The sequence below is a fragment of the Rhodoferax sediminis genome, assembly GCF_006970865.1.
Taxonomy (GTDB): Bacteria; Pseudomonadota; Gammaproteobacteria; order Burkholderiales; family Burkholderiaceae_C; genus Rhodoferax_A; species Rhodoferax_A sediminis.
Map to the genome: position 1 here is coordinate 3097366 of NZ_CP035503.1, position 24612 is coordinate 3121977.

Annotated in this window: 18 protein-coding genes and 1 pseudogene; 7 read left to right on the top strand and 12 right to left on the bottom strand. The window is 61.3% G+C overall.

Annotated elements, in window-relative coordinates; genetic code table 11:
- Window positions 1–29: 29 nt before the first annotated feature.
- The 12 genes and pseudogenes from EUB48_RS14990 to xsc form a co-directional block, all read right to left on the bottom strand.
- On the bottom strand, window positions 30–797 hold the full coding sequence (locus tag EUB48_RS14990) for a 3-oxoacyl-ACP reductase (protein WP_142819893.1): 768 nt from the start codon (window positions 795–797) through the stop codon (window positions 30–32).
- Between the two features lie 14 nt (window positions 798–811).
- The gene (locus tag EUB48_RS14995) at window positions 812–1810 is read right to left on the bottom strand and encodes an ABC transporter substrate-binding protein (RefSeq protein ID WP_142819894.1); all 999 of its coding nucleotides are present in this window, start codon (window positions 1808–1810) and stop codon (window positions 812–814) included.
- Between the two features lie 4 nt (window positions 1811–1814).
- The gene (locus EUB48_RS15000; RefSeq protein WP_420821455.1) at window positions 1815–2588 is read right to left on the bottom strand and encodes an ABC transporter permease; all 774 of its coding nucleotides are present in this window, start codon (window positions 2586–2588) and stop codon (window positions 1815–1817) included.
- Window positions 2589–2590: 2 nt separating this feature from the next.
- Entirely contained in the window at window positions 2591–3337 is a 747-nt protein-coding gene (locus EUB48_RS15005; RefSeq protein ID WP_142819896.1) for an ABC transporter ATP-binding protein, read from the bottom strand.
- A gap of 9 nt (window positions 3338–3346) precedes the next feature.
- On the bottom strand, window positions 3347–4801 hold the full coding sequence (locus EUB48_RS15010) for an acyl-CoA reductase (protein ID WP_420821417.1): 1455 nt from the start codon (window positions 4799–4801) through the stop codon (window positions 3347–3349).
- Window positions 4798–5877 (bottom strand): LuxE/PaaK family acyltransferase, encoded by a 1080-nt coding sequence (locus tag EUB48_RS15015; RefSeq protein ID WP_142819897.1) that lies wholly within the window; start codon window positions 5875–5877, stop codon window positions 4798–4800. The genes EUB48_RS15010 and EUB48_RS15015 overlap by 4 nt, the downstream gene beginning before the upstream one ends.
- A 311-nt stretch (window positions 5878–6188) precedes the next feature.
- Window positions 6189–7111 (bottom strand): annotated as a pseudogene (locus EUB48_RS15020) (dimethyl sulfoxide reductase anchor subunit family protein).
- Entirely contained in the window at window positions 7108–7881 is a 774-nt protein-coding gene (locus EUB48_RS15025) for a 4Fe-4S dicluster domain-containing protein (RefSeq protein ID WP_142819898.1), read from the bottom strand. The pseudogene EUB48_RS15020 and the gene EUB48_RS15025 overlap by 4 nt, the downstream one beginning before the upstream one ends.
- Complete coding sequence (locus EUB48_RS15030; protein WP_142821325.1) at window positions 7878–10739, bottom strand: molybdopterin oxidoreductase family protein; 2862 nt, start codon at window positions 10737–10739, stop codon at window positions 7878–7880. Before EUB48_RS15030 ends, EUB48_RS15025 begins: the two co-directional genes overlap by 4 nt.
- Before the next feature lie 94 nt (window positions 10740–10833).
- Window positions 10834–11862, bottom strand: coding sequence for a bifunctional enoyl-CoA hydratase/phosphate acetyltransferase (locus EUB48_RS15035; RefSeq protein ID WP_338052400.1), 1029 nt, complete (start codon window positions 11860–11862; stop codon window positions 10834–10836).
- Window positions 11843–13270, bottom strand: a complete 1428-nt coding sequence (locus EUB48_RS15040) for an amino acid permease (protein WP_142819900.1) — start codon at window positions 13268–13270, stop codon at window positions 11843–11845. The genes EUB48_RS15035 and EUB48_RS15040 overlap by 20 nt, the downstream gene beginning before the upstream one ends.
- Window positions 13271–13454: 184 nt before the next feature.
- The gene (gene xsc, locus EUB48_RS15045; protein WP_142819901.1) at window positions 13455–15281 is read right to left on the bottom strand and encodes a sulfoacetaldehyde acetyltransferase; all 1827 of its coding nucleotides are present in this window, start codon (window positions 15279–15281) and stop codon (window positions 13455–13457) included.
- A gap of 167 nt (window positions 15282–15448) precedes the next feature.
- Between xsc and EUB48_RS15050 the strand changes: the two genes are divergently transcribed.
- From EUB48_RS15050 to EUB48_RS15080, 7 genes are all read left to right on the top strand, one after another.
- Complete coding sequence (locus EUB48_RS15050) at window positions 15449–16243, top strand: IclR family transcriptional regulator (RefSeq protein ID WP_142819902.1); 795 nt, start codon at window positions 15449–15451, stop codon at window positions 16241–16243.
- 13 nt (window positions 16244–16256) lie between these two features.
- On the top strand, window positions 16257–17237 hold the full coding sequence (locus tag EUB48_RS15055; protein ID WP_142819903.1) for an AAA family ATPase: 981 nt from the start codon (window positions 16257–16259) through the stop codon (window positions 17235–17237).
- Between the two features lie 4 nt (window positions 17238–17241).
- On the top strand, window positions 17242–18963 hold the full coding sequence (locus EUB48_RS15060; RefSeq protein WP_142819904.1) for a cobaltochelatase CobT-related protein: 1722 nt from the start codon (window positions 17242–17244) through the stop codon (window positions 18961–18963).
- A 127-nt stretch (window positions 18964–19090) separates the two neighbouring features.
- A complete protein-coding gene (locus EUB48_RS15065; RefSeq protein WP_142819905.1) occupies window positions 19091–19903 on the top strand; it encodes an IclR family transcriptional regulator in 813 nt (270 codons plus the stop codon).
- Window positions 19904–20230: 327 nt separating this feature from the next.
- Window positions 20231–21520 carry an MFS transporter gene (locus EUB48_RS15070; RefSeq protein ID WP_142819906.1) on the top strand — a complete coding sequence of 430 codons (1290 nt, stop codon included), beginning with the start codon at window positions 20231–20233 and terminating at the stop codon, window positions 21518–21520.
- A gap of 82 nt (window positions 21521–21602) precedes the next feature.
- Window positions 21603–23063: an acylating sulfoacetaldehyde dehydrogenase gene (gene sauS, locus EUB48_RS15075; RefSeq protein ID WP_142819907.1), complete on the top strand. Its 1461-nt coding sequence runs from the start codon at window positions 21603–21605 to the stop codon at window positions 23061–23063.
- Window positions 23060–24577: an AMP-binding protein gene (locus EUB48_RS15080; RefSeq protein ID WP_142819908.1), complete on the top strand. Its 1518-nt coding sequence runs from the start codon at window positions 23060–23062 to the stop codon at window positions 24575–24577. Before sauS ends, EUB48_RS15080 begins: the two co-directional genes overlap by 4 nt.
- Window positions 24578–24612 lie beyond the last annotated feature (35 nt).

Here is a 24612-nt window from a genome sequence, read left to right on the forward strand (position 1 = left end):
CACTGCGCCGCCGCGGTCATTCCCGCGGATCACTTCATAACCAGCCCACCATCGACAAACAGGGTTTGCCCAGTCATGAAGCGGCTCCAATCCGATGCCAGAAACAAGACAGGACCGGCCACATCCTCGGGCGTGGCAATCCGGCGCAAAGGCGTCTGGGCCGTGATCATGTCTTTGACCTCCTCCTTAGTCTGACGGCTCGCTGCCGTGGGATAGACCAGTCCGGGCGCCACACTGTTGACGCGAATTCCCAAGGGGCCAAGCTCGGCCGCCAGGTTGCGGCCGAACCCAATCAGTGCAGATTTGGCAGTCGTGTAATCGTGATAGGGCACGGAGGGGCGTTCAACCAGATCGCTCACCATGTTGATGATGCTCCCCTGGCCGCGTTTTCTGAAATGGGGAAGGACGGCTTGGCAGACGTTGTAGGTCGAGCGCAGCGCGCCATCCAGCTGGCGTTGATAGTCGGCCCATGCCAGTTCCCAAAACATGGTCCGCTGATCCGGATCAAAGCTGTAGGCCGCGAAAGCATTGTTGACCAGCACATCAATTTTCCCCGTCTCGACGAGCACCTGCTCCACCATGCTGCGCACCGCAGGCTCGGACGTGACGTCGGCCTGAATGGCCCAGGCATCGCCGCCCATCTGTTTGCAAGCATCGACCACGGTCGTGGCCGCGGCCGCATCTTGCAGATAATTGACAACAACCGTGGCGCCCTCCTGGGCAAAAGCCCGCGCAATCGCAGCGCCAATACCCCGGCCGGCGCCCGTCACAAGAATGGTTTTGCCCTTGAATTCCATGGCGCCGGTCGTCCCTATTTCTGCGGCAACAGGTCTTGCCGAACGACGTCGGACACCTTGATGTCGCGTTGAATCAAACCCAGTTTCTGATAGGTGTTGGCAGCTTTCTGCAAAACTGCCATGTCAAAGGAGCCCAGGCCGCGGAGGTTTGTCGCGGCTGACACGCTCGACAGGTTGCGCAACTGGATCACTTCGCGGTTGATCGCCTGGTTCTTGCCATCGATCGCACGTTTGACGGCCAGCGCAGCTGCCTCGTCGGGGTTCTTGATCATCCAGGCAGCACTGTCGCGGTACGCTGCAAGAAAACGTTTTAAGAGATCTTTCTTGTTTTGGTACGTGTCTTCAGTGACCACAAAGATGTCGCTGGGAATATTCAGATAGTTCCGGACTTCGATGACATTGACGTCGCCCAACCCCTTTTGTTTGCCTACGAGCAAACCGGTATCTGTCGCAGCAGTCGCATCCACTTGACCTTGAATCAGGGGGGCAAAATTCAGCAGACCTGTGACCACGATCGTGACATCTGTCTCGGTCAAACCAGCTTGATGCAGCAGCACCAGCAGGTTTTGGCGAGTTCCGCTTGACAGGCTGTAGACACCAATTTTCTTGCCCTTCAGGTCTGCGGGTTTGGTGATGTTGCGGCTCTTGAGCGAGACCACATTGAAGACGTTTTGTGGATAGATGTCGTAAATCGCACGCAATTTTTCACCCTTGTCCAGGGCGGCAAAAAATGAACCCGGATCGGTAAAGGCCACCGTTGCCTGCCCCGTCAACATGTTTCGAATGGCATCGCCTCCTCCCGCACCCGGTACATAGGTCAGATCAAGCCCCCTGGCCTTGAAGAACCCCTTGTCTTGCTCAACCAGCAGATTGGTGATTTCTGTAATGGGCTGACTCCAGCCGGCGACGGTGATCTTGTCCACTTCATCGGCATGGCTGACGCTGGTCGCGCCCAGAGAAACCAGCGTCGTAACGACAAAAGCAAGCATGAATCGTGTGACGGACCGTTTCATTTCTTTATTCCTTTTCTCTATATTTAAGATGCGGCGACAGCAATAGCCGTTCAATCGCAATCGCCATCTGATAAACCAATAGTCCCAACACAGTAATGATCAAGAGCACGGCGAACATGAGGGGGGTATCCATCATGCCCTGAGAAGCAATGATCAACGCCCCCAAACCTTTGCTGCCACCAATGAATTCCCCGACGACCGCGCCCACGAGGGCCAGCACGACGGCCACCCGGAATCCCGCCATGATGCCCGGCAATCCCGAGGGGATCTTCAAACGCAGCAGGGTTTGCAGGCGTGTCGCTCCCAACATCCGGAATAGCTCGTGTTTTTGAGGATCAACCTGTTGCAAACTGGTTAGCGTGTTTTCCATCAGCGGGAAAAAGCAGATCAGCGCCGTGATGACCACGGTCGATTTCATGCCAAATCCAAACCAGACGATAAAGAGTGGCGCCAATGCCAATTTGGGGACCACCTGGCTGACGATCACATAGGGAAATAGAAGAGACCGCAAAAATTCGGACTCACCCATCACAACCCCACACAGGAACCCGACCACACAACCAATCGTCAGGCCCAGAACCAGTTCGGTGCCCGTCTGCACCAGATGCGGCCAGTAATAACCCGTCTTGACGCCGCTCCAAAGCGCATGCACCACCGCAGACGGGGCCGGCAGCACCAGCGCCGACATGTTCGACAGGCGAGAAAACAACTCCCATCCCACTATCAGGCTGATGAAAAGCGCCCAGGCACAAATACGGCTCGTGTTGGCGCGGCTCATCTTCATGCAGTGACGTCGTCCATGGCCTGGCGCACCTGAGAACACAGGGCGTTGAACTGGGCGCCATAACGCACATCTCGTCTGCGAGGCCGGGGCAAATCGACTGGCAGGTCTTCGCTGATCTGCCCTTGCGCCATCACGGCAACCCGATCCGCCAGATAAACGGCTTCGCCGATGTCGTGCGTCACAAAGAACACTGTCGTTTGACCCAGGTGGCAGATTTTCAGGAAGTCATCCTGCAGCTCCTCCCGGGTGATCGCATCAAGGGCAGCGAAGGGCTCATCCAGCAACAAGAGCGCCGGCTCCAGGAGAAGGGCTCGTGCAATAGCGACCCGGCTCTGCTGCCCCCCCGACAATTCGGTTGGATAGCGTGCGCAGCAGTCGGACAGACCCACGAGTTCAAGCAACTTCTCGGCTCTCACCCGGTCCTGGATTAGGGGATTGCGCTGAAGCGCAATCGGCAAAAGAACATTGTCAATTACCTTTTTCCACTCGAGCAAGGTCGGCGACTGGAAAACAAAACCCAACTGGCTGCCTGGCTTCAAAAGGCTTTTCCCATCCAGCGTGATCAACCCGGAATCCGGCAACAAGAGACCAGCGGCCAGCTTCAGCAGCGTGGTTTTTCCACAGCCACTGCGACCCACCAGACAATGGAACTCTCCTCGCTCGATGTTCCAGTCAACCTGATGGACAACTTTCATCTGTCCCCGGTAGGTATAGCTCACGTGGCGCATCTCCAGGAAGCTCATACCGGATTCCTAGTCAACATACGGTGCAAAGGTTTCCGAAGCGGCCTCTGCCGATGCCTCGACGTCGACTGTGTAGGTGAGGTCCAGCAAACCAGGGCGTCCGTCGTGGTGCCAGCCAGCCTCTGGAGCCGTCATTTGCCCCACCGCGCTGATGCGGGTAACGCCAACTCGTCCCAATAATTCTGCCAGTTCAAAAAGTTCACGTGGCGCAGCCGCCAAACCGACCGTTTGCAAAAATGGTCGGTGGCGTGCGATCAGGGGAATGACTTGCGCCAATTGGTCGACAGCCATCACCCTGATCGTCCGGTTCAACCCACTCGGCGTCAGTTCCTGCACAGTGTCGTTGTAGACGACTGTCCAGGGTCCATCACCCACCACATCCGGCCCCGGTTGCGAGAGACTCTTAAGTTCTTCACGTTGACGCCAGTCGGCAACGCTTGCGGCTTCATCCAGACTCAGGGCGCGCCGCGGAAACTTGCGCTCAAAACACGAGAGTTCATTGGCGAGATAGCGCGAAAACGCCTCAGGGGTTATTTTTCCTCCCCGCTCCACATAGAACACATGGGGCGAGTAACAGCCCTGCTGGTCGTACCGCATCACGTCGTAGGCGGCCTGCTGTGCGGTCTTCGAGGCCTTGCTGGCATCCAGTGCTCTCCTTGAGATCATGCCCAGACTGAGTTTGTGGCCATAGGGTAAAAACCGTGTGGTGATGGGTACCTGACGGCGGACCTGTTCCAGCGATGCGCTTCCGCCGTAAGCGAGCACCAGGTCGGCTTGCTGGAAGAAATGCTTTTCTCGCGCTTCGTCACCCCCCTTCCACCACACCACCGCAAAGCAATTGGCCAGCAGGGGGTCCAAGTCCACCAGCAGTTGTGCAAACCACCCAGCAAAAAGAGGCTCCGTACTCGCGACCTTGCCAATCGTGCCCGACTTCACCAGCAATCCGGAGATCAGGCTCCACAATGACAGGCCGGGCACATTGCCCGCCCACACGTGGACCGCCAGATCGACACCAAAGGCCTTGGAGAAGCCGCCTTTCGGGCGCGGCTGAAACTCATCGAGCAATTGCGGATTACCGAAATCCTCGACTACAAAGCGCTGCAACTGAGGTCGGCGGAATGTTTTCAAATAACCGGTCAAGCCAAGGCGAACCATTTCAGGGTCGTACCCCGTCACAAGGGGCAACAAGGTATCGGCCTTTTGGCGATAGGGGTCCTTTGGATCCAGCAGCCGCGCTATCGCCTGATCCACAATCGATACGATCTGGGCCACCGTCAGCGACTTCAGGTACGAACGGCTCGCTTGTTTGACCCTTGCTATCAACGCGATGGCTTGGTCATCGCCTAGAACGGGCACGGCAACTTCAAGGGGCTGGCCCCTGCTGCCGAAGGTGAGCGTCTGCCATTGCACCTCCTCTGCCCTGAGGCCCGGAAGGTAGCCGGCAATCTCGCGGATCGGCATCATCCTAAAGCCGCTTGCAGAAATTCTTCTACGGCAAGTGAGCATCCCTTGGCCGCGCTGCCTTGCGCGCGCCCCAGCAACAGAAAGCCCGAGTTCACTGCGACACCCACGTCCTCGGTCAGAATGGTGGTGACCGAATTGAAGTTGGCCAGATCGCAATGGGCCAGAATCCCGCGCTCACCACGCGGCACCTCTTTTCCACTCAAGGGATCCACCACCCTGGATCTGATCCAGTGAGGGCCAGTCTTGACAGCTGGAAGAGCCGCATTGCCCGAGTCGTAAAACTGCGTGCTGAGTTCGGTCATGCCATACATATTGATGCATTGGCGTCTTTCGATGCCCAGCACAGAGGAAAGCTGCGCATAGAAATCCTCCATGGAAAGTTCACGCGACAGTCCCTTGAATCCACCCGTATCCAATACCTTGCTGCCCTGCGGCAAAACAAAGGATTTTCCCAATTTGTGCAGTTCATCCAAAAGGTGTACGAAGCTATAACTCGCCCCCAACAGGGCATAGGGCTCCGCGACACGCTCAGCTCGCTCCAATTCGGCGATGAGGCGCACGATGTCCAGCCCCTCTCGCGCCAAAAAATAGTGACTCTCCTGCGCGCCGAACTCCTTGACTGCGAGCGCCAGATAGTGCGCCAGAGACGAATTCGGCAGCAGCGTTTCCGTTGGGAAGAGAACACCCATGCGGATCCTTTCGCGGCCTTGCATGAACCTTTGCCTGAAATTTTTCGTCATCGAGTAATCGTAGACCGACAGGGTGGGATGGTGATGTTTTCCCTTGACATCGCCTTGCGTCGTGCCGCTGGTCATGAAGACGCGCTCTGCATCACTCGCAGGAATACAGCTCAAGGTCAGCTCCTTGAATCCGTTGATGGGAACTGCAGGGATATCCCGCCAGCTTTTTACAGTGCGTACGGTCTTGCCTCGTTGCTGGCAGAAACGCTGAAAAGGGCGATTATGTTGATACTGATAAGCAAACAACTTCAATGCTTGCTGATCAAACTCATCCTCTGGCGAATGATCTGTGGCCATATAAGCCAGCAGGCCGTCGATCACGGCACCTTGGGTCATTTTGAGCCTGCCTGCGAAATAAGCAGTTGCCTTTTAGCCGGAGTATGCCCAGACTGGAACAAGAAGTTGTCGAACGCATTCACTGTCATCACTCTTTCGGTTGCCTGATTGCAAATTTACTCCGAAAGATGCGGCGGACGCTTATGGCGCATCCCAAGGCAGCTCTTCTTACGTCGGCATGATCCGATTCAAGTTCGCGGGTTTGGTTCTGACCATCTCAGCCACCCTTGTCGCCACCGACAAGACTGCACCCCGGAGCAGTTGGAATTCTAGCGGAATCGCGAATCAACACTGCCGATTCCAATCACGCCTCAGGAAACAACCTGGTAGTACAGGTTCTGTGGGTGCTTGGCTTGCGCGAAGAAAAACCAGCGCTCGGCCAGCAGTCCAGGCGCCTGCACCAGCACCGCGAGCGCCCAAGCCAGTGTGCCCCCCCAGCCAGGCCCCACAGCGCCAACGCAGCCGGCAGCACGAAGCCCAGCATGATGAAGAGCAGTTTCACTTGCTTCAGCGCCAACAACGTACGGCCGTGAAAGAACTCTCGCGTGTTGAATGAACCGGCGGACATGCCCATCGATTTCTGCACGATGTTCCCGGACTTGATGCCGGTGGCCGACTGCAGGGTTGACTTGTGTTTGAGCGTGGCGTTGTGACGCAGCGACAGCATGCGCGTGGCCCAAGCCGCCAGCGTCACGGCCAGCGCGCACGGGCCCGCCAGCTGTACCAGGCGCACTTCGCCCGCGAGCGAGCCGAGTGCGCACGTCAGCACGAGGCCAGACGACAAGCCGATCAGCACAAAGTTCACCAGAGTCAGAGGCTGCGCCCACTCCTCGATGAAGCGCAGGCAGGCGTATATCATTGCGGTGCAGTACCACAGCAGCGCGGCGAAGAGGATAGCGATCAAGGGTAGTAGGGGCGTGTCGATTCCGCTGCGCAGCGCCAGCCACCACAACACATTGATGCCGATAAAGGCCGGCAGCACAATTACCTCGCGCGATAGCCACGAGGTGCGCCACATCATCGCCGCGCGCCAAGCGCGCTCAGGTCGACCCAAGTGGCCGAAGGAGGCGCCCAGGCCGATCAGCAGCATCACCACCGCGACGATCAGCGCGAGACTCATGAAACCTTGCGGCAGTGGCAGGCCCGCGAGCAGCGCAAGTGCGAGCGTCACGACCAGCCCCTGCGCGGCGCCGGCGATCGTCGTGAAAACCACTACCGAGAACGCCGGCTTCATGGCTCGCCCTTCGCGCGGGTGTCGCCCGCAACCTCGGTAATGCGTCGCGGCAGGTACTGGTTCGCCGGGTTCGTCTCCCATTCCGGCATCAGCGAATAGCCACCGCGCTCGCGGATTGCAATCGACACGTCGGAGTTCGGATCCTTCACATCGCCGAACAGACGCGCGCCGGTCGGGCAGGCCATCACGCAGGCGGGCCTGCGGTCTTCCTTGGGCAGGCGCTCGTCGTAGATGCGGTCGACGCACAAGGTGCACTTGGTCATCACCTGGCGCTCTTCGTCGATCTCGCGCGCACCATACGGACAAGCCCAGGCGCAATATTTGCAGCCGATGCATTTGTCATAGTCGACCAGTACGATGCCGTCTTCCTTGCGCTTGTAGCTCGCACCGGTGGGGCATACCGGCACACAGGGCGGGTCTTCGCAGTGCAGGCAGCTCTTCGGGAAGTGGATCGTCTCGGTGCCGGGGAAGCTGCCGGCCTCGTAGGTTTGCACCCGGTTAAAGAAGGTGCCGGTCGGGTCGGCGCCGTAGGCGTGCTCATCGACCAATGGGCCGGCCGATCCCGAGGTGTTCCATTGCTTGCACGAGGTCACGCAGGCGTGGCAGCCCACGCAGACGTTCAGGTCGATCACCAGTGCGAGCTGCTTGGCCAGCGTCTCGCCCGGCTCGGCACGTACTCTGGTCGCAGCCTTTGGTGGTGCCGTAACGACGCGTGCCGGGGCTTCGGCGACGGCATTGCGCTTGATCAAATCTTGAAGCCAGTGGATCATGATTTTTTCACTCCCTTCAGCCGAGCCTTGAATTCGCCCTGCCCCGCAAAATATGCCTGGAACACGCGCTTCACAACACTGGTCGTGCCGGGTAACACGGGCATCGCATCGAACTGCGGCAACGTCGTGCGGGCCTCTGCCTCGGCGGGATAGACCCGCACCCGCACGTCGTACCACGCCGCCTGCCCGGTGATCGGATCGGAGTTCGACACGCGCCCATGCGCGGCCGGCAACTCGTCGGAGATCAGGTGGTTCAGCAGGAAGCCGCGCTGAGATTCGTTCGCGTCAGGGCCCAGGTTCCACGCGCCCGCAGCCTTGCCAATCGCGTTCCAGGTCCACACGGTGCCGGGCTCGACCGCTTCGCTGTAACGGGCCATGCACCGAACCCTGCCCCACTGCGACTCGACGTAGATCCAGGCGCCGTCCTCGATACCCGCAGCAGCGGCCATACCCGGATTCACGAACAGGTAGTTCTCGGCGTGGATCTGGCGCAACCAGGCGTTTTGCGAATCCCAGGAGTGGTACATCGCCATCGGCCGCTGGGTAATCGCCGCAAGCGGATATTTCTTCATCTCGGTCACGTCGTGCTCAAGCGGCTCGTACCAGAATGGCAGTGGGTCGAAATGACGGGCGATCCGTTCGCGCAGATGCTCGGGCGGCTGGCGTCCGCGTGTCTTGCCTTGTGCGGCGAGACGAAATTTCTGCATGACGTCCGAATACAGCTGGATAACGATCGGCTCCTTGAACTTGCGCATCCCGTTGTCCTGCGCCCATTGCAGGTAGGGGCCATTGCAGTTGCGCATGTACTGCAGCGATTCATCCAGCGTGTAATGGAACACGCAATTGTTCTTCGCATACTGTTCCCACTGGTTCGGGTTCGGCTCGCCAACGAGCGCCTTGTCTCCGTTCTTGCCGCGCCAGCCGATGAGGAAGCCCGTACCGGAATCCGGGGCGGTCTGAAAGTTGACGATGAAATCGGGATAGTCCTTGAACTTGCGCGTGCCGTCGGCGGCGGTAAAAGCCGGGAATTTCAGGCGGCCGGCCAGTTCAATCAGCACCTCCTGAAACGGCTTGCATTCGCCGGTACGCGGCACAACCGGCACGCGCACCGAATCGACGGGACCATCGAATTCGGAAATCGGCCGATCCAGCACGGACATCGCGTCGTGCCGTTCGAGATAGGTCGTGTCGGGCAGGATTAGATCCGCGAATGCCGTCATTTCCGACTGGAATGCGTCGCACACGACGATGAACGGGATTTTGTACTCACCCTTATCAGGACCGTTATCGTGCTTGTCGTTCAGCATCTGGCGAACTTCCACGGTGTTCATCGAGGAGTTCCACGCCATGTTTGCCATGAAGATCATCAACGTGTCGATCGGGTAAGGGTCGCCGCGCCATGCATTGGTGATGACGCTGTGCATCAACCCGTGTACCGCGAGCGGGTATTCCCATGAAAACGCCTTGTCGATACGCAGTGGGCCGCCATCGGCGTCAATGAACAAGTCTTCCGGCGCCGCCGGCCAGCCTAGCGGCCCCACCGGCAGCGGAGTGTTCGGTTGAACCTGGTCCGGACTGTTCGGCGGTTTGGCCGAGGGCGGCACCGCACGCGGGTAGGGCGCCTTATGGCGAAAGCCGCCGGGCCGGTCGATGGTGCCGAGCAGCGACATCAGAACCGCCAGTGCGCGAATCGTCTGGAAACCATTCGAATGCGCCGCAAGGCCGCGCATCGCGTGAAACGCCACCGGGTTGCCGGTAACGGTGTCATGGGTCTCGCCCCAGGCGTCGGTCCAGCGTATGGGCAATTCGATCTTGTGGTCCCGGGCGGCAACGCCCATTTCGAGCGCAAGGCGCCGAATGGTGGCAGCGGGAATGCCGGTAATACCTTCCGCCCATTCCGGCGTGCAGCTTTGAACCTGTTCCTGCAGCAACTGAAATGCGGGCTTGACGGGTGTCCCACCGGGTAGCGTGAATTCGCCCGTCAGGCATGGGTCGGCGCCGCGTGTGTGGGTCTTGACCGGTCGCCCGGTATGACGATCCCACCACATCTTGTTTTGCGGGTAGAGCACATTGCCCACCGGACTGGCATCGTCCTGCACGAACAGGCCGAAAACGTCACTGGCCGCATCCGCGTTGACCAGTTCCCCTGCATTTGAATAGCGTGCGATGAACGGCTGATCGTAGAGACCTTTGGCGATCAGTTCGTGAATCAGTGCCATAAAGAGGGCACCATCGGTGCCTGGACGAATCGGCACCCACTCGTCGGCAATCGCCGAGTAACCCGTGCGCACCGGGTTGATCGACACAAACCGGCCGCCCGCACGCTTGAACTTCGACAGGGCAATCTTGAGTGGGTTCGAGTGGTGATCCTCGGCGGTGCCGATCATCACGAACAACTTGGCGCTGTCGAGATCGGGGCCGCCGAATTCCCAGAATGACCCGCCAATCGTATAGATCATGCCGGCCGCCATATTGGACGAACAGAAGCCGCCATGCGCCGCGTAGTTCGGCGTGCCGAACTGCTTGGCGAAGAGGCCTGTCAGCGCCTGCATCTGGTCGCGTCCGGTGAAAAGCGCGAAGCGCTTGGGGTCGGTGGCCCGAATGTGCGCGAGACGTTTTTCCAGGATGTCAAATGCCTCATCCCATGAGATGGGCTCGAACGCCGCCGTCCCCCGCTCGGCATCCGGCTTGCGCCGCAGCGGCTGCGTCAGTCGCGCGGGCGAGTATTGCTTCATGATGCCCGACGACCCTTTCGCGCAGATCACGCCCTGGTTCAACGGGTGGTTCGGGTTGCCGTCGATATAGCGCACCTCGCCATCGCGCAAATGCACGCGAATGCCGCAGCGGCAGGCGCACATGTAGCAGGTGGTGGTCTTGATCTCGGTGTTTGCCGTCGGCGTCGGCGATGCGAGCGGGTTGTGTAGCGGTTCGCTAGAGAGAAACTTGAACACATCAGCTCCTTGGCGGCTCGAGTGGGGTATCCAACGGGATTGACGCGAGCACCGCCAACGCCACCGATGCAATCCGCGAGTGCAGCGAATCGGCACGCGAAGTCAACACTATCGGCACTTTGGCCCCGAGCACCAAGCCAGCGCAGTCACCACCGCCGATGTAATTGAAGCTTTTGTACAGCATATTGCCGGCATTCAGATCTGGCATCAGCAACAGATCCGCATCGCCGCTGACCTGGGAGTTGATTTTCTTGATGCGCGCCGCATCGGCGGATATGGCATTGTCGAAACCAAACGGGCCTTCCACGATCGCACCCGGCCACGCACCCTGCCGCGCCATCTCGACCAGCGCCCGGGCGTCCACGGTGGCCGGAATCGCCGGGTTCACGGTTTCGACCGCCGCGACGATGGCGACTTTAGGATGCGCGACGCCGAGTCGTTGCAACAGCGCGATTGCGTTGCCGATGATGTCGCGCTTGGTGTGCAGGTTGGGGGCGATATTGACAACGCAGTCGGCGAGCGCGAGCAGCTTTGGATAGCGTGGCAAGTCAAACACGAACGCATGGCTGATGCGCGTATTGCCGCGCAGTCCGGAATGCTTGTTCACGACCGCTGACATCAACTCGTCGGTATGCAACGAGCCCTTCATCAGTGCGCCAATCACACCCTCACGCGCCAGCATGGTCGCGCGCAACGCCGCTTCGGGACCAGCGTCAGCCGTATCAATGAGTTCGAATTGCGCCACGTCCACGCCAGCGGCGCTGGCCGCGCGGGCGATTGGCCCGGCGGGGCCAATCAGCACCGGCCGGGCAATGCCGGCTGCAGCAATCTGCGCGGCCGCACCCAGCGCAAGTGCGTCGCACGGGTATACCAAACCCACAGCCGGTGCCTGAGTGCCAGCCCGCTGCCGTGCGCGCTCAACCAACTCGTGCAATCGGGGGTGTGTAGCGGCAGCGCTGCGCAGATCAGGGGATGCATGTTCATTCATGACGGGGTTCACCGTGACGAGCCTAGAGTTCCTGGTAGCCATGAGGCTCTTGCGCGATAGTGGCTATCTGAGGACTCTTGCCCCAAACCATTCGCGCCCCGTACGCCAGCACGAGAATGCCCAGACTGATCACCCCCAGCAGCAATGGCGTTCGCTGATCGGGGATGAACCACATCGCCACGACAATCGCCACCATTGCGAAGATCGCCACGTATGTCAGATACGGATAGCACCACATGCGCACCCGCAGCCGTGCGGGATCCTCGCGCTCGAGCCGCGAGCGCAGGCGCAGCTGCGAGACTGCAATCAGGATATAGACAAATATCGCAACCGTACCGTAGGAGTTGACCAGAAACGCAAACACCTTGTCCGGCGAAACGTACGACATGATCACAGCCACGTAGCCGAACAGTGTGCCGATCAGGATCGCACGGATAGGTACCCCGTTACGGCTCAGCTTGGCCAAGCCGCGCGGCGCGTCGCCGCGCCTGGTCAGGGCGAACAACATCCTTGAAGAGGCATACAGCCCCGAGTTCAGCGCCGACAGCACGGCGGTCAGGATGACGGCGTTCATGATTTCCGCCGCCGCCTTGATACCTATGACGTTGAGCGCACTGACATACGGGGTCTTCATGCCGATCGAGTTCCAGGGCACCAGGCAAACGACAAGGAATATCGAGCCAACGTAGAACACCAGCACACGAGTGATCACGGAATTGGTGGCCTGCGCAACTGCCTTTTCCGGCTCCGCCGTCTCGGCCGCCGCGATCGTCACAATCTCCGCACCGAAATAAAACCCGGTGGCCGCGACCGCGCCAGTCAGCACCGGCACGATACCGTGCGGAGCGAAGCCGCCGTCCGCGGTGAGGTTGGCCACGCTGGCCGAGACGCCTGGCCACAGGCCGAGTACGTATAACCCCCCCAGAAACAGGAACACAACGATCGCCGCAACCTTGATTGACGCAAACCAGAATTCGAACTCGCCGAACGACTTCACGGAAATCAGATTCGTCAGGGTCAGCAAAACCAGCAGCGTCAGGCTGATGACCCAACCCGGCACGTCAGGGAGCCAAAATTGCACGATAGTGGCGCCCGCGACCGCCTCGAGTGCGACGACAATGACCCAAAAGTACCAGTACATCCAGCCGGTCAGGAAACCAGCCAGTTCGCCCACAGCCGGCCGGTCGCTCCAGGCCAGCCGGGCGTACTCATAAAAGGATCCAACGGTCGGCAGCGCCACGGCCATTTCGCCAAGCATGCGCATCACCAGCACCACCAACACGCCGGTAATCAGAAACGAGATGACGGCAGCAGGGCCAGCCTGCTGGACCACTACACCGCTACCCACAAACAGACCGGCACCGATCACGCCACCCAGAGCGATCATGGTCATGTGGCGCTGCTTCAGACTATGCTGGAGACCGCTTGAACCGCGGGATTCGCTTGTCATTTTATTGCTCTCGCTGAACGTAATGAGTGCTCGAACGCCCATGCCTCATAGGGGCCGTCACTCCGTGCAGGAGGCGTACACGCCCGCCCGCACAGCACCTATCCAGGGGCGGGTGCTCGCGCGCGAATGCACCAGCGCCCCAAGATAAGACCGAACCCATTTCAGGGCTTCCCCGTTCGGGTTGTCAGACGTAGTCCTTGTACTTCTCAAGCAGGCGCACCGGCTTGGCCAGCGCGTCGCGGCGGAACGGGTCACCCAACTCGCGTGTGCACATGATCTCGATCACACAAGTCTTGCCTTCGTTCATCTGCATGTCAACGGCCTTCTTGAGCGCCGGGCCGACGTCTTCCAGGTGATCCACGATGATGGCTTCGGCGCCCATGGCCTTGGCCATGCCGGACCAGCTTTCGTTCTCCAACTCGGCGGCCACGAAGCGGCGGTTGTAGAAGTCAACCTGGTTCTTCTTCTCGGCACCCCACTGGCGGTTGTGAAAGACCACGGCGGTGACCGGGATGTTGTGGCGCACAGCGGTCAGGATTTCAACCATGCTCATGGCCCAGGCGCCGTCCCCGGCGTAGGCAATGGCAGGACGGTCCATCGCGGCCAGCTTGGCACCGATCATGGTCGGCAGCGCGTAGCCGCAGTTGCCGAAGCTCATCGGGGCAAAGAAGCTGCGCGGCTCTTCAAAACGCAGGTAGCTGTTGGCCACCGAGTTGATGTTACCGATGTCGGTGGACACCATGGCGCGCGGCGGCATCGCTTTTTCGAGTTCGCGCAGAACCTGGCGGGGATGCAGGTACTCGCCACCGTTGAAGGTCTTTTCCTTAGCGTTCTCTTCGATCATGTCGAGGCTGAACGCGTCTTTTTCGTGCGTCCACTCGTTCAGCTCCTTTTCCCAGGCGTCTTTTTCGGCCTGGACGGTCTTGGCGCGCGCTTCCTTAGTGGCATCGCAGGCCAGGGTCTTGCCGACCAGACGGCGCGTCAGTTCAGCGGCGGTAGCCTTGGCGTCGCCGCAGATGCCGACCGTGATCTTCTTGACCAGGCCCAGGTTGGTGTGATCGGCCTCGACCTGGATGATCTTGGCGTTCTTGGGCCAGTAGTCCATGCCGTGCTGCGGCAGCGTGCCGAAGGGGCCCATGCGCGAACCCAGCGCCACCACCACGTCAGCCTGGGCGATCAGCTTCATTGCAGCCTTGGAGCCCTGGTAGCCCAGCGGGCCGGCCCACAGCGGGTGGCTGGCGGGAAAAGCGTCATTGCGCAGGTAGCCGGTGACCACGGGCGCGCCCAAGCGCTCGGCCAGAGCCTTGCACTCCTCCACCGCGTTGCCCATCACCACGCCGCCACCGGCCAGAATGACCGGGAACTTGGCCGTGGCCAGCAGTTCGGCCGCGGCGGACAGCGTTTCTTCGCCGCCAGCGCCACGGTCAACGCGCATTGGCTTGGGAATCTCGCACTCGATCTCGCCGTAGAAGTAGTCGCGGGGAATGTTGAGCTGGGTCGGGCCGTTGTCGGACATGGCGCGGTCAAAGCAGCGTGCCGTGTATTCAGCCATGCGCTTGGGATGCGTCACATGGCCCTGGTACCTGGTGAACTCCTCGAACATGGGCAGCTGGTTGGCTTCCTGGAAACCACCCAGGCCGATGCCGGTGGTGCCGGTCTCGGGGGTAATGATGACGACCGGGCTGTGTGCCCAGTAAGCGGCGGCAATGGCGGTCACGCAGTTGCTGATGCCTGGGCCATTTTGGCCGATGGTCACGCCGTGGCGGCCCGACACGCGGGCGTAGCCGTCAGCCATGTGGGCAGCACCTTGTTCGTGCACGACCGGGATCAAACGGATACCGGCGGGCGCGAAGATATCCATCGCATCCATGAAGGCCGAACCCATGATGCCAAACATGTCGGTCACGCCATTGGCGACCATAGTCTCGACAAAGGCCTCGGAAGGGGTCATCTTTTGCACACCGCTAACGACAGTTCGAGCGGTTGCGGAAGCGGCTGGTTTTTGACTCATGATGCAATGTCTCCTTGCGAGTGCGGGTAAAAAAATAGATTCCGGAACAGCAAGTTCCGTTTTTCGTACAATCGAACTATAAATGTGAGCCTTCATTTGGTCAACAATAATTTACAAATCGATACGCCATGTACTAATTTCCGGAATTTGACTATATTAGTACCCTCATGAAAATCGTCCAGAGTGCCATACCCGATGCAGCAGAAGTGAACGGCGACACGCCAACGATGCGGCTGTTCGCGCTGCTCGAAGTGATCGCTGCCAGAGATCAGCATCACTCGCTGCAGAGCCTTGTCGAAGAAACCGGCCTGCCCAAGGCCACGCTGCATCGGATGTTGCAGCAACTCGAATCCGCCGAGCTATTGCAGCGCGAGAGCGATAACCGTCACTATGGCATCGGTACCCGGCTGCGGCGCTTGGCGGAGAACCTGTTGTTGAACGACAGCCACCGCGGCGCACGCCACACGGTACTGAAAAAACTGGTCGAAGAGGTTGGTGAAAGCTGCAACATCACGTCGCTGTCGGGCGACGAAGTGATCTACCTCGATCGGGTCGAAACTGCGGCACCGTTGCGCTTTTTCCTGCGCGCGGGTTCGCGCGTGCCGGTTCACTGCTCGGCCAGTGGGAAAATCCTGCTGACGCAGATGAGCGCGGCCCAGCGCCGGCGTCTGCTGGCGCACGCGCCGCTCGAAAAATACACCGCCGGAACCAACACCGACCTGGACCGTCTCGAACGCGACATCCTGCGTGCACGCAAGGACGGCTATGCGCTCGACGAGGGAGAGTTTCTTCCCGGCCTGATGTGCATTGCCGTTCTCGTGCCGCGCGACAGCGGACCGTCGAATCTGTGCGTCGCAATCCAGGCGCCGACCATTCGGGCAAGCGTCGAAAAGGCCAAGCAATGGTTGCCGGCGCTCAAGGGCGCTGCATTGGCGCTGAGCCGCATCGATGCGGGCACATGAACCGAAAGCTTCCATGACTGATACTGCTGCTCTCCAGCCCGACCTTCTGCTCTCCGTACGGGAGGTTTTCGGCATCGACTCCGACCTGACGGTGCCCGCATTCAGCGAGCGCGACGATCACGTGCCCGACATCGACACGGTCTATCGCTTCAACCCAGCCGTGACCCTCGCAATCCTCGCCGGCTTTACGCGCGACCGGCGCGTCATGGTGCAAGGTCTGCATGGCACGGGAAAGTCCACGCACATTGAGCAAGTGGCCGCACGGCTGAACTGGCCCTGTGTTCGCGTTAACCTTGACGGCCACATCAGTCGGCTCGACCTGGTCGGCAAGGATGCGGTCGTGCTGCGCGACGGCCAGCAGATCACCGAATTCCAGGAAGGCATCGTGCCTTGGGCCCTGCAGCGCCCGGTTGCGCTGATCTTCGACGAGTACGACGCCGGCCGGCCAGACGTGATGTTCGTGATCCAGCGCATCCTGGAGCGCGACGGCAAGTTCACGCTGATGGACCAGAATAAAGTGATCCGGCCGCACCCGCACTTTCGCCTGTTCGCAACCGCCAACACGGTGGGACTCGGTAATCTGAACGGTCTGTACCATGGTGCGCAACGCCTCAACCATGCGCAAATTGACCGCTGGAACATTGTCGCGTCTCTCAACTACCTGCCGCGTGACGAGGAAGTGGCGATCGTGCAGGCGCGCGTGCCATCGCTCGTGAGCGCGGCGGGCACTTCGCTCGTGCAGGCGATGGTCGCCGTTGCCGACCTGACCCGCAAGGGTTTCGCGGCCGGCGACCTGTCGACCCTGATGTCACCACGCACCGTGATCACCTGGGCCGAGAATATCGAGATATTTCACGATCCGGCCGTGGCATTCCGCCTCTCGTTCGTCAACAAATGTGACGAGGCCGAACGACCGGTGGTCGGCGAGTACTTCCAGCGCTGCTTCGATCGCGAACTCGACGAGTCCTACCAGATCACCCACAAGGACTCTTGAGGCGATGAGCGAAACCCAAGCCAGGGTACGCCACCAGCAGCGCGTGGAAGAGCTCTGCGCCGCCACAATCCGCGCCTTGAGCGGCGAGGCTGATTTGCACTTTCGCGCACGCCGCCTTCACCGCGGGCGACGTGCACTGCCCCTATTTGCGCCGCATCTGCATCCTTCGCTGGACACCGATGATTTCGGCTCGTTCCGTGGCGCTGCGGACGGCTTGGCACTGCGCCTTTCGAAAAGCGACGCCGCGCTGCATCGAAGCCTGTGCCCGTCCGATCCGGTCGAGCGACTGGTGTTCGATCTGCTTGAACAGATTCGCGTCGAGGCCCTCGCGCCAGCCGACATGCCCGGCGTTGCACACAATCTGCGGCACCGTTTCGAGGCCTGGTCGCTCGCGTTTCACCATTCCGGCCTGACCGACAGCGCGCGCGGCATTTTGCTTTACACAGTGGCGCAGATTTGCCGTTCACGCGTCACCGGTGAGCGGGTGCTTGATGCGACCGAAGACCTGATGGAGGCGACGCGTGGCGCACTCGGCCCGCTGCTCGGACACGACCTTGCCGGCCTGCGCCGCACGCGCACGACGCAGGGCGCCTATGCGGTGCACGCGCTGGGCATTGCCCGCGCCGTTGGCGAGATGCTGCGTTCAGCCAGTGACGAGGGTGCCGTGCCATTCGCTGACGACGACGATGACAACGTGCGCACCGCGTTCAGCCTTGTCATGGACACCGACAGCGAGCTGACCGAAGGCGTGGAGACTGCGGTTTCCGGTCGCAGCCGCGTGCTTGAAGCAGCCGACGACGGCTACCGCGTCTTTACCACCGCCTATGACCGCGAATGCCTTGCCGCCACGCTGGTGCGCCCGGAATTGCTGAAAGACTTTCGCGCTCGACTCGATGCCCGCATCGCCGGCCAGGGCATCAACATCGCACGGCTGGCACGCGAGTTGCGCGCGCTGCTCGCCGTACCGGCCCGCGACGGCTGGGACGGCGACCAGGACGAAGGCTACATTGACGGCCGGCGTCTGGCCCTGCTGGTCGCCTCGCCTACCGAGCGGCGGCTATTTCGCACCGAGCACATCGAGCCGACCGCGAACTGTGTGCTGAGTTTCCTGATCGATTGTTCGGGCTCGATGAGAGCGCATATCGAATCGGTTGCAATGTTCATCGACGTATTTGTGCGCGCGCTCGAACAGGCCGGCGTGGCCACCGAGGTGCTCGGCTTCACGACCGGCGCCTGGAACGGTGGTCTGGCGCAGCGCGACTGGGTTCGCGCCGGCCGCCCCCAGCACCCGGGCAGGCTCAACGAGGTTTGCCACGTGGTGTTCAAGGATGCGGAAACGCGGTGGCAGCGCGCCCGGCCCGCTATCGCAGCCCTGCTCAAGGGCGACCTGTTCCGGGAAGGTATCGACGGCGAGGCCGTAGCTTGGGCTTGCCGACGGCTGGCGGGGCGCGGGGAAGACCGCAAGCTGCTGCTGGTGATTTCCGACGGCTCGCCGATGGACAGCGCAACCAACCTGGCGAATGACGCGCACTACCTCGATCACCATTTGCGCGACGTGGTGCAGAGCGTCGAATCCACCCGCCAGATTGAGATCCTCGGTGTGGGGGTCGGCCTCGACTTGAGCCCCTACTACAGTCGCAGCCATGTGCTCGACCTGGCAGGATCGACGGGCAACCAGGTTTTCCGCGAGCTGATCGATCTGATCGCTGGGCACGGAAGGCGCTGAGCCGCCGCGCCGGTCGAGCCGGCGCGGCCACCGCTTGACAAGATGCGTCGGGACACTCAAAGTGTGTCCCATATACTAAAACGCTGATCCAATTTCTGAAACAATCCAGCAACGCTCGCGAAACCTCATGGACTCCACTCTCGCCAAAGGCTTGGCCGTGATCGAATGGCTGGCGCGGCAACAGCGTGACTGCCGCGTGACCGATGTTGCGCAGGCCTTCGGTTTGGCGCGCAGCAACGCACACCGCACCTTGCAAACGCTGGTTGAGTGCGGCTGGGCTGTGCAGGATGGCACTACCAGCGCCTATCGGGCCAGCCTGCGGCTGTTCGAGCTCGGTACGCTGATCAGCGATGCCGCCGACATCAAGACCCTGGTGCGACCGCATCTTGCGGCGCTCGCGCGTGCGACCGGCGAAACCATTCATCTCGCGACGCTGGAAGGCGCCGAAATAGTCTATCTCGACAAGTTCGACAGTCCGCTGCCGGTTGCGGCTTACTCACGCATCGGTGGGAGGGCACCAGCGTATTGCGCGGCCTCGGGCAAGGCCTTGCTTGCCGCGGCGCAGCTCGACGTGCCCGCGCTGCAGCAGCTGCTCGGCGCCCTGGTAGCGCACACGCCGAACAGCCTCACCGATATCGACGCGCTGCACGCTGATCTGCAGCGCACGCGCACGCGCGGCTACGCCGAGAACCGCGAAGAATGGCGCCGTGGCGTGTGCGGCCTGGGCGTGCCGATATTCGACGCGCGCGACCAAGCCGTCGTCGCTGTCGGCATGAGCGTGCCGTCGATTCGCTTTGCACACACCCAGGCTCGCGCTTTTGCCGAGCAACTCATGGCCTGTGCCCGCGATGCCAGCACCACGCTGGGTTATCGAAGCAAGCGCGGCGCCCCGGTACGCTTGCCGGCCTCCGCCAACCAGACAGACGACGAAGTGGCTTGAGGCGATAGGCACCCGTTGGCGCGCTCGGGCCCAGCCTGATTGCGATGGCCGATGCAGCGCCCCATCGCGCCAACCTGCGTTGGCGACGGCTGTCCCGGAGCAGCGGGCGGGCAAAAGCACACCCACTCATCGTATCCAGGCTGCCATCGAAGCCCCGCAGCCACGGCTCTCCCTTTTACATTTGTTAACGAGAGCTACGGGTAACTCCCCATTGAGTCACGTTAGAACTCGTTTTAATCTTTGTTCCATATAAACATACGTTGTTCTATTAAATAGAACAATAATGACAATGCCAAACCCGGCATCCCACAACCCCAAGGAGACTGCATGAAGCGAATGTTCAAGGTCCGGCATTTGATACTGGCGATCATGTGCCTGCTGTATTTCATCGCCTACATCGATCGCGTCAACATTTCGGTGGCCGCGCCCTTCATCAGCAAGGAGTTCGGCCTGACGCCGACCGAACTCGGTGTCGTCTTCTCCGCGTTCGCATTTCCCTATGCCGCGCTGCAAATCGTTGGCGGCTGGTGCGCCGACAAATTCGGCCCACGTCTCGTGCTGGCCGTACTCAGCATCATCTGGGCGATCGCGACCCTCCTTTGCGGCTTCGCATGGAGCTTGACCTCTCTCTTGGTCTTTCGCTTCGTGCTGGGCATAGGCGAAGGCGGCGCGTTCCCGACCGCCACACGTGCATTCACGTTCTGGCTGCCGGCCACCGAGCGCGGATTCGCACAGGGCATCACCCACAGCTTCGCGCGCCTGGGCGGCGCGGTGACCCCGCCGATCGTGATCGGCATCGTCGCGCTGTACGGCTGGCGCGAGTCGTTCATCGCACTCGGCGCAGTCAGCCTGCTCTGGACTGCGCTTTATGTCTGGTTCTTTCGCAACACGCCGAGCGAGCACAAATGGGTTACCCAGGCCGAGTTGAAGGAAATCGGCGTTGACACTGCACGGATGAAGTCCACATCCAAAGGCAAGACGCCTTGGGCTGAAATGATTCGCAAGATGTGGCTGGTCACCTTCGTCGATTTCTGCTATGGCTGGTCGCTGTGGGTATTCCTGACCTGGTTGCCTTCCTATCTGAAGGACGCACGAGGCTTCGACCTGAAGCACCTCGCGATCTTCGCTTCGCTGCCGCTGCTTGCAGGTGTGGTCGGCGACACGCTGGGTGGAGTCGTCTCCGACGCAATCTACAAGCGCACCGGCAACCTGAAGATCGCCCGCCGCGCGATGCTGGTGCTCGGCCTCGGCGGTTCGCTGGTTTTCATCCTGCCGGTGGTCGGAACAAAGGACCCAATGATGGCAGTCGCCCTGCTCTCGGCGTCGTTTTTCTTCCTGGAATTGACTAACGCAGTATTGTGGAGCTTGCCGATGGACATTGCCGGCGCCTATGCCGGCACGGCTGGCGGCATGATGAACACCGGTTTCGGCGTGGCAGGTATGATTTCGCCTATCGTCTTCGGCTTCCTGATCCAGACCACCGGCAGCTACCAGGTTCCGTTCGCAGTCTCTGCGATCCTGCTCGTTATCGGCATCATCGGCTCGTTGTTCATCGACCCAACGCGCAAGGTGGGCGACCCTCCCGTGGTGCCCAAAATCGCGATCCCCGTCCGGTGAGTGTCACGACGCCGGTAACAGCTCGCGTCGGCGAGCACCGAATCAAGAGAGCACACTCAACCACATCATGAGGTAACTAAAAATGGAACAACACCACGAGGGCCAAAATAATTTGTCCACAGCGCAGACACCGATCGCTGCCCTGGTCGCGCGTGCCCGTGCGGCGCAGCGCATCTTTGAGACCTGGTCCCAGGCGCAGGTCGACCTGGCGGTCGTCGCCGCGGGCTGGGCGATTATCGAACCGGCACGCAACCGCGAACTCGCCGAGATGGCAGTTGCCGATACCGGCGTGGGCAACGTCGAGGACAAGGTGCGCAAGAACCACCGCAAGACCTTCGGACTGCTGCGCGACCTGCGCGGCGCGCGCTCGGTCGGCGTGATCGCCGAAGATCCGGCGCGCGGTCTGGTCGAGATCGCGCGGCCGGTGGGCGTGGTGTGCGCCATCACGCCCTCGACCAACCCGGGCGCAACGCCGGCCAACAAGATCATCAACGCGCTCAAAGGCCGCAACGCAGTGATCGTCGCACCCTCGCCCAAGGGCTGGTCCACGGCCGCGCGGCTGATCGAATTCATCCATGCGCAGCTCGACCGCATCGGCGCACCGCGCGACCTGGTGCAGCTGCTGCCCGCGCCGGTCAACAAGCAGGCCACGGCCGAACTGATGCGGCTGTGCGATTTGGTGGTAGCCACAGGCTCGCAGGCCAATGTGCGCGCAGCCTATGCGAGCGGCACACCCGCCTTTGGCGTGGGTGCCGGCAACGTGGCCGGCATCGTTGATGAAACGGCCGACGTGACGCTGGCCGCCGAGCGCATCGTTCGCTCCAAGACCTTCGACAACGCCACCAGTTGCTCGTCCGAGAACAGTCTGGTGGTCGTCGATGCGGTGCGCGCTGCGCTGCTCGCCGCGCTCGAGGCGCGCGGCGCAGTGCTGCTTGACGCGGCGCAGAAGGCGACGCTGCAGGCGCTGATGTGGCCCGAGGGCAAGCTGTCGGCCGCGGTGATCGGCAAGTCGGCGCGGGTGATCGCGGAGCGCGCTGCCACGCTCGATGCGGCCGGGCGCGACGCGTGGCTGGCGATCGCGCAGCGCAACCCGCGCATCCTCATGGTGGCCGAAGACGGTGTCGGCCACGACCATCCGTTTTCCGGCGAGAAGCTGAGCCCTGTGCTGGCGATCTACGCCGCGCGCGACTTCGATGAAGCGGCGCTCATCGTGGACCGCATCTATGCCTACGAAGGCGCGGGCCACTCGGTCGGACTGCACAGCGCCCGGCCCGAGCGCGCACTGCAGCTGGGGCTCACGCTGCCGGTCTCACGCGTGATTGTCGACCAGGCGCATTGCATCGCGACCGGTGGCAGCTTCGACAATGGCCTGCCCTTCTCGCTCTCGATGGGTTGCGGCACCTGGGGCAAGAACAATTTCTCCGACAACATGAACTATCGCCACTACCTGAACATCACGCGGGTCTCTCGCCCGATCCCTGAACGCATGCCGAGCGAGCATGAGATTTTTGGCGAATTCTTTGACCAGTTTGGCGCGCCATGAGCGACCCGGCACTGACCACTGTTCGGGACCTTGTCGAACACCAGGCGCGCACGCGCCCACACGCCGTGTTCGCGCTGGCCACCGAGACCGGGCAAACCCTCCACTTCGGTGAACTTGCGCACTCCTGCCGCCACGTCACCGCGCTGCTGAAAGCCCACGGCGCGCAGTTGGGCGACACGGTGTCGCTGGTCATGCCCAATGGCTTGCAGACCATTCAACTACTGCTCGGCGCAATGCACGGCGGCTTCACTGTCAACCCGGTAAACCTGCTGTCCCAGCCCGAGCAGATGCGCTATGTGTTGACGCATTCGGACTGTAGCGTGGTGTGCGTCGCACCTGAGTGGGAGCAGCGGGTGCGCAATCTGCTCACCACCATCGAGCGCCCGGTAACAGTGATGGTTTGCGACCCGAACACCAGGACACCAAGCGACATTGCAGAACTCGACGCTGGGGGCGCCCCGCCCGCACCCGACACCGTGGCCTTGCTGATGTATACCTCTGGCACAACCGGCGTGCCCAAGGGCGTGATGCTGACGCAAGCCAACCTGGCCGCGAACGCACAGGCCATCGGCGCCGAGCATGCGCTCACCCACGACGATCGCGTGCTCGCGGTGCTGCCGCTGTACCATATCAACGCCTTCGCGGTGACGATGCTGGCGCCCCTCGCCACGGGCGGCAGCCTCGCGGTACCGCCGAAGTTCTCGGCTGCGCGCTTCTGGGCCCAGGCGTCGGCGACGCGATGCACCTGGATCAATGTTGTGCCAACGATGATCTCGTACCTGCTCGAAGGCGAGACGCCCGTGCGCGCCCAAACCGCGCTCATCCGCTTTTGCCGCTCGGCATCGGCTGCGCTCGCGCCCGAACACCACCGCGCATTCGAGGACAAGTTCGGTATCGGGATCATCGAAACGATGGGTTTGACCGAAACCGCCGCGCCATCATTTTCGAATCCATTGGACAGCTCGCGACGCAAGCTCGGCTCGGTCGGCCGGGCCTCCGGCTGCGAGGCGGGGGTCGTCGACGCGAACCTCACGCCGGTGCCCATCGGTGCTACCGGCGAACTCGTCATCCGCGGCCCGAACGTGATGCGGGGTTATTACAAGAATATCGAGGCCACGCGCGCAAGCTTCACCCCTGACGGGTGGCTTCGCACCGGCGACCTCGGGCATGTTGATGCCGACGGCTTTTTCTTCGTCACCGGCCGCATCAAGGAGTTGATCATCAAGGGCGGCGAGAACATCGCGCCGCGCGAGATTGACGAGGCGCTGCTGGCCCACCCAGCCGTGCTCGAGGCCGCAGCGGTCGGTATTCCCGACAAGCACTATGGCCAGGAGATTATGGTGTGCGTGGTGCTCCGCGAGGGCGCGGTGTGCAGCGAAGACCAGTTGCGCGATTTCTGCGCCCTGCACCTCGGACGCTTCAAGACACCGAAGGTGCTGCGCTTCGTCGGCAAATTGCCACGAGGCCCGTCGGGGAAAGTGCAGCGCCTGAAGCTGCTGGAGTTACCTGGCTGATGCAATCGAGAAAGACGAGGGCCAGCAGGCGCTAG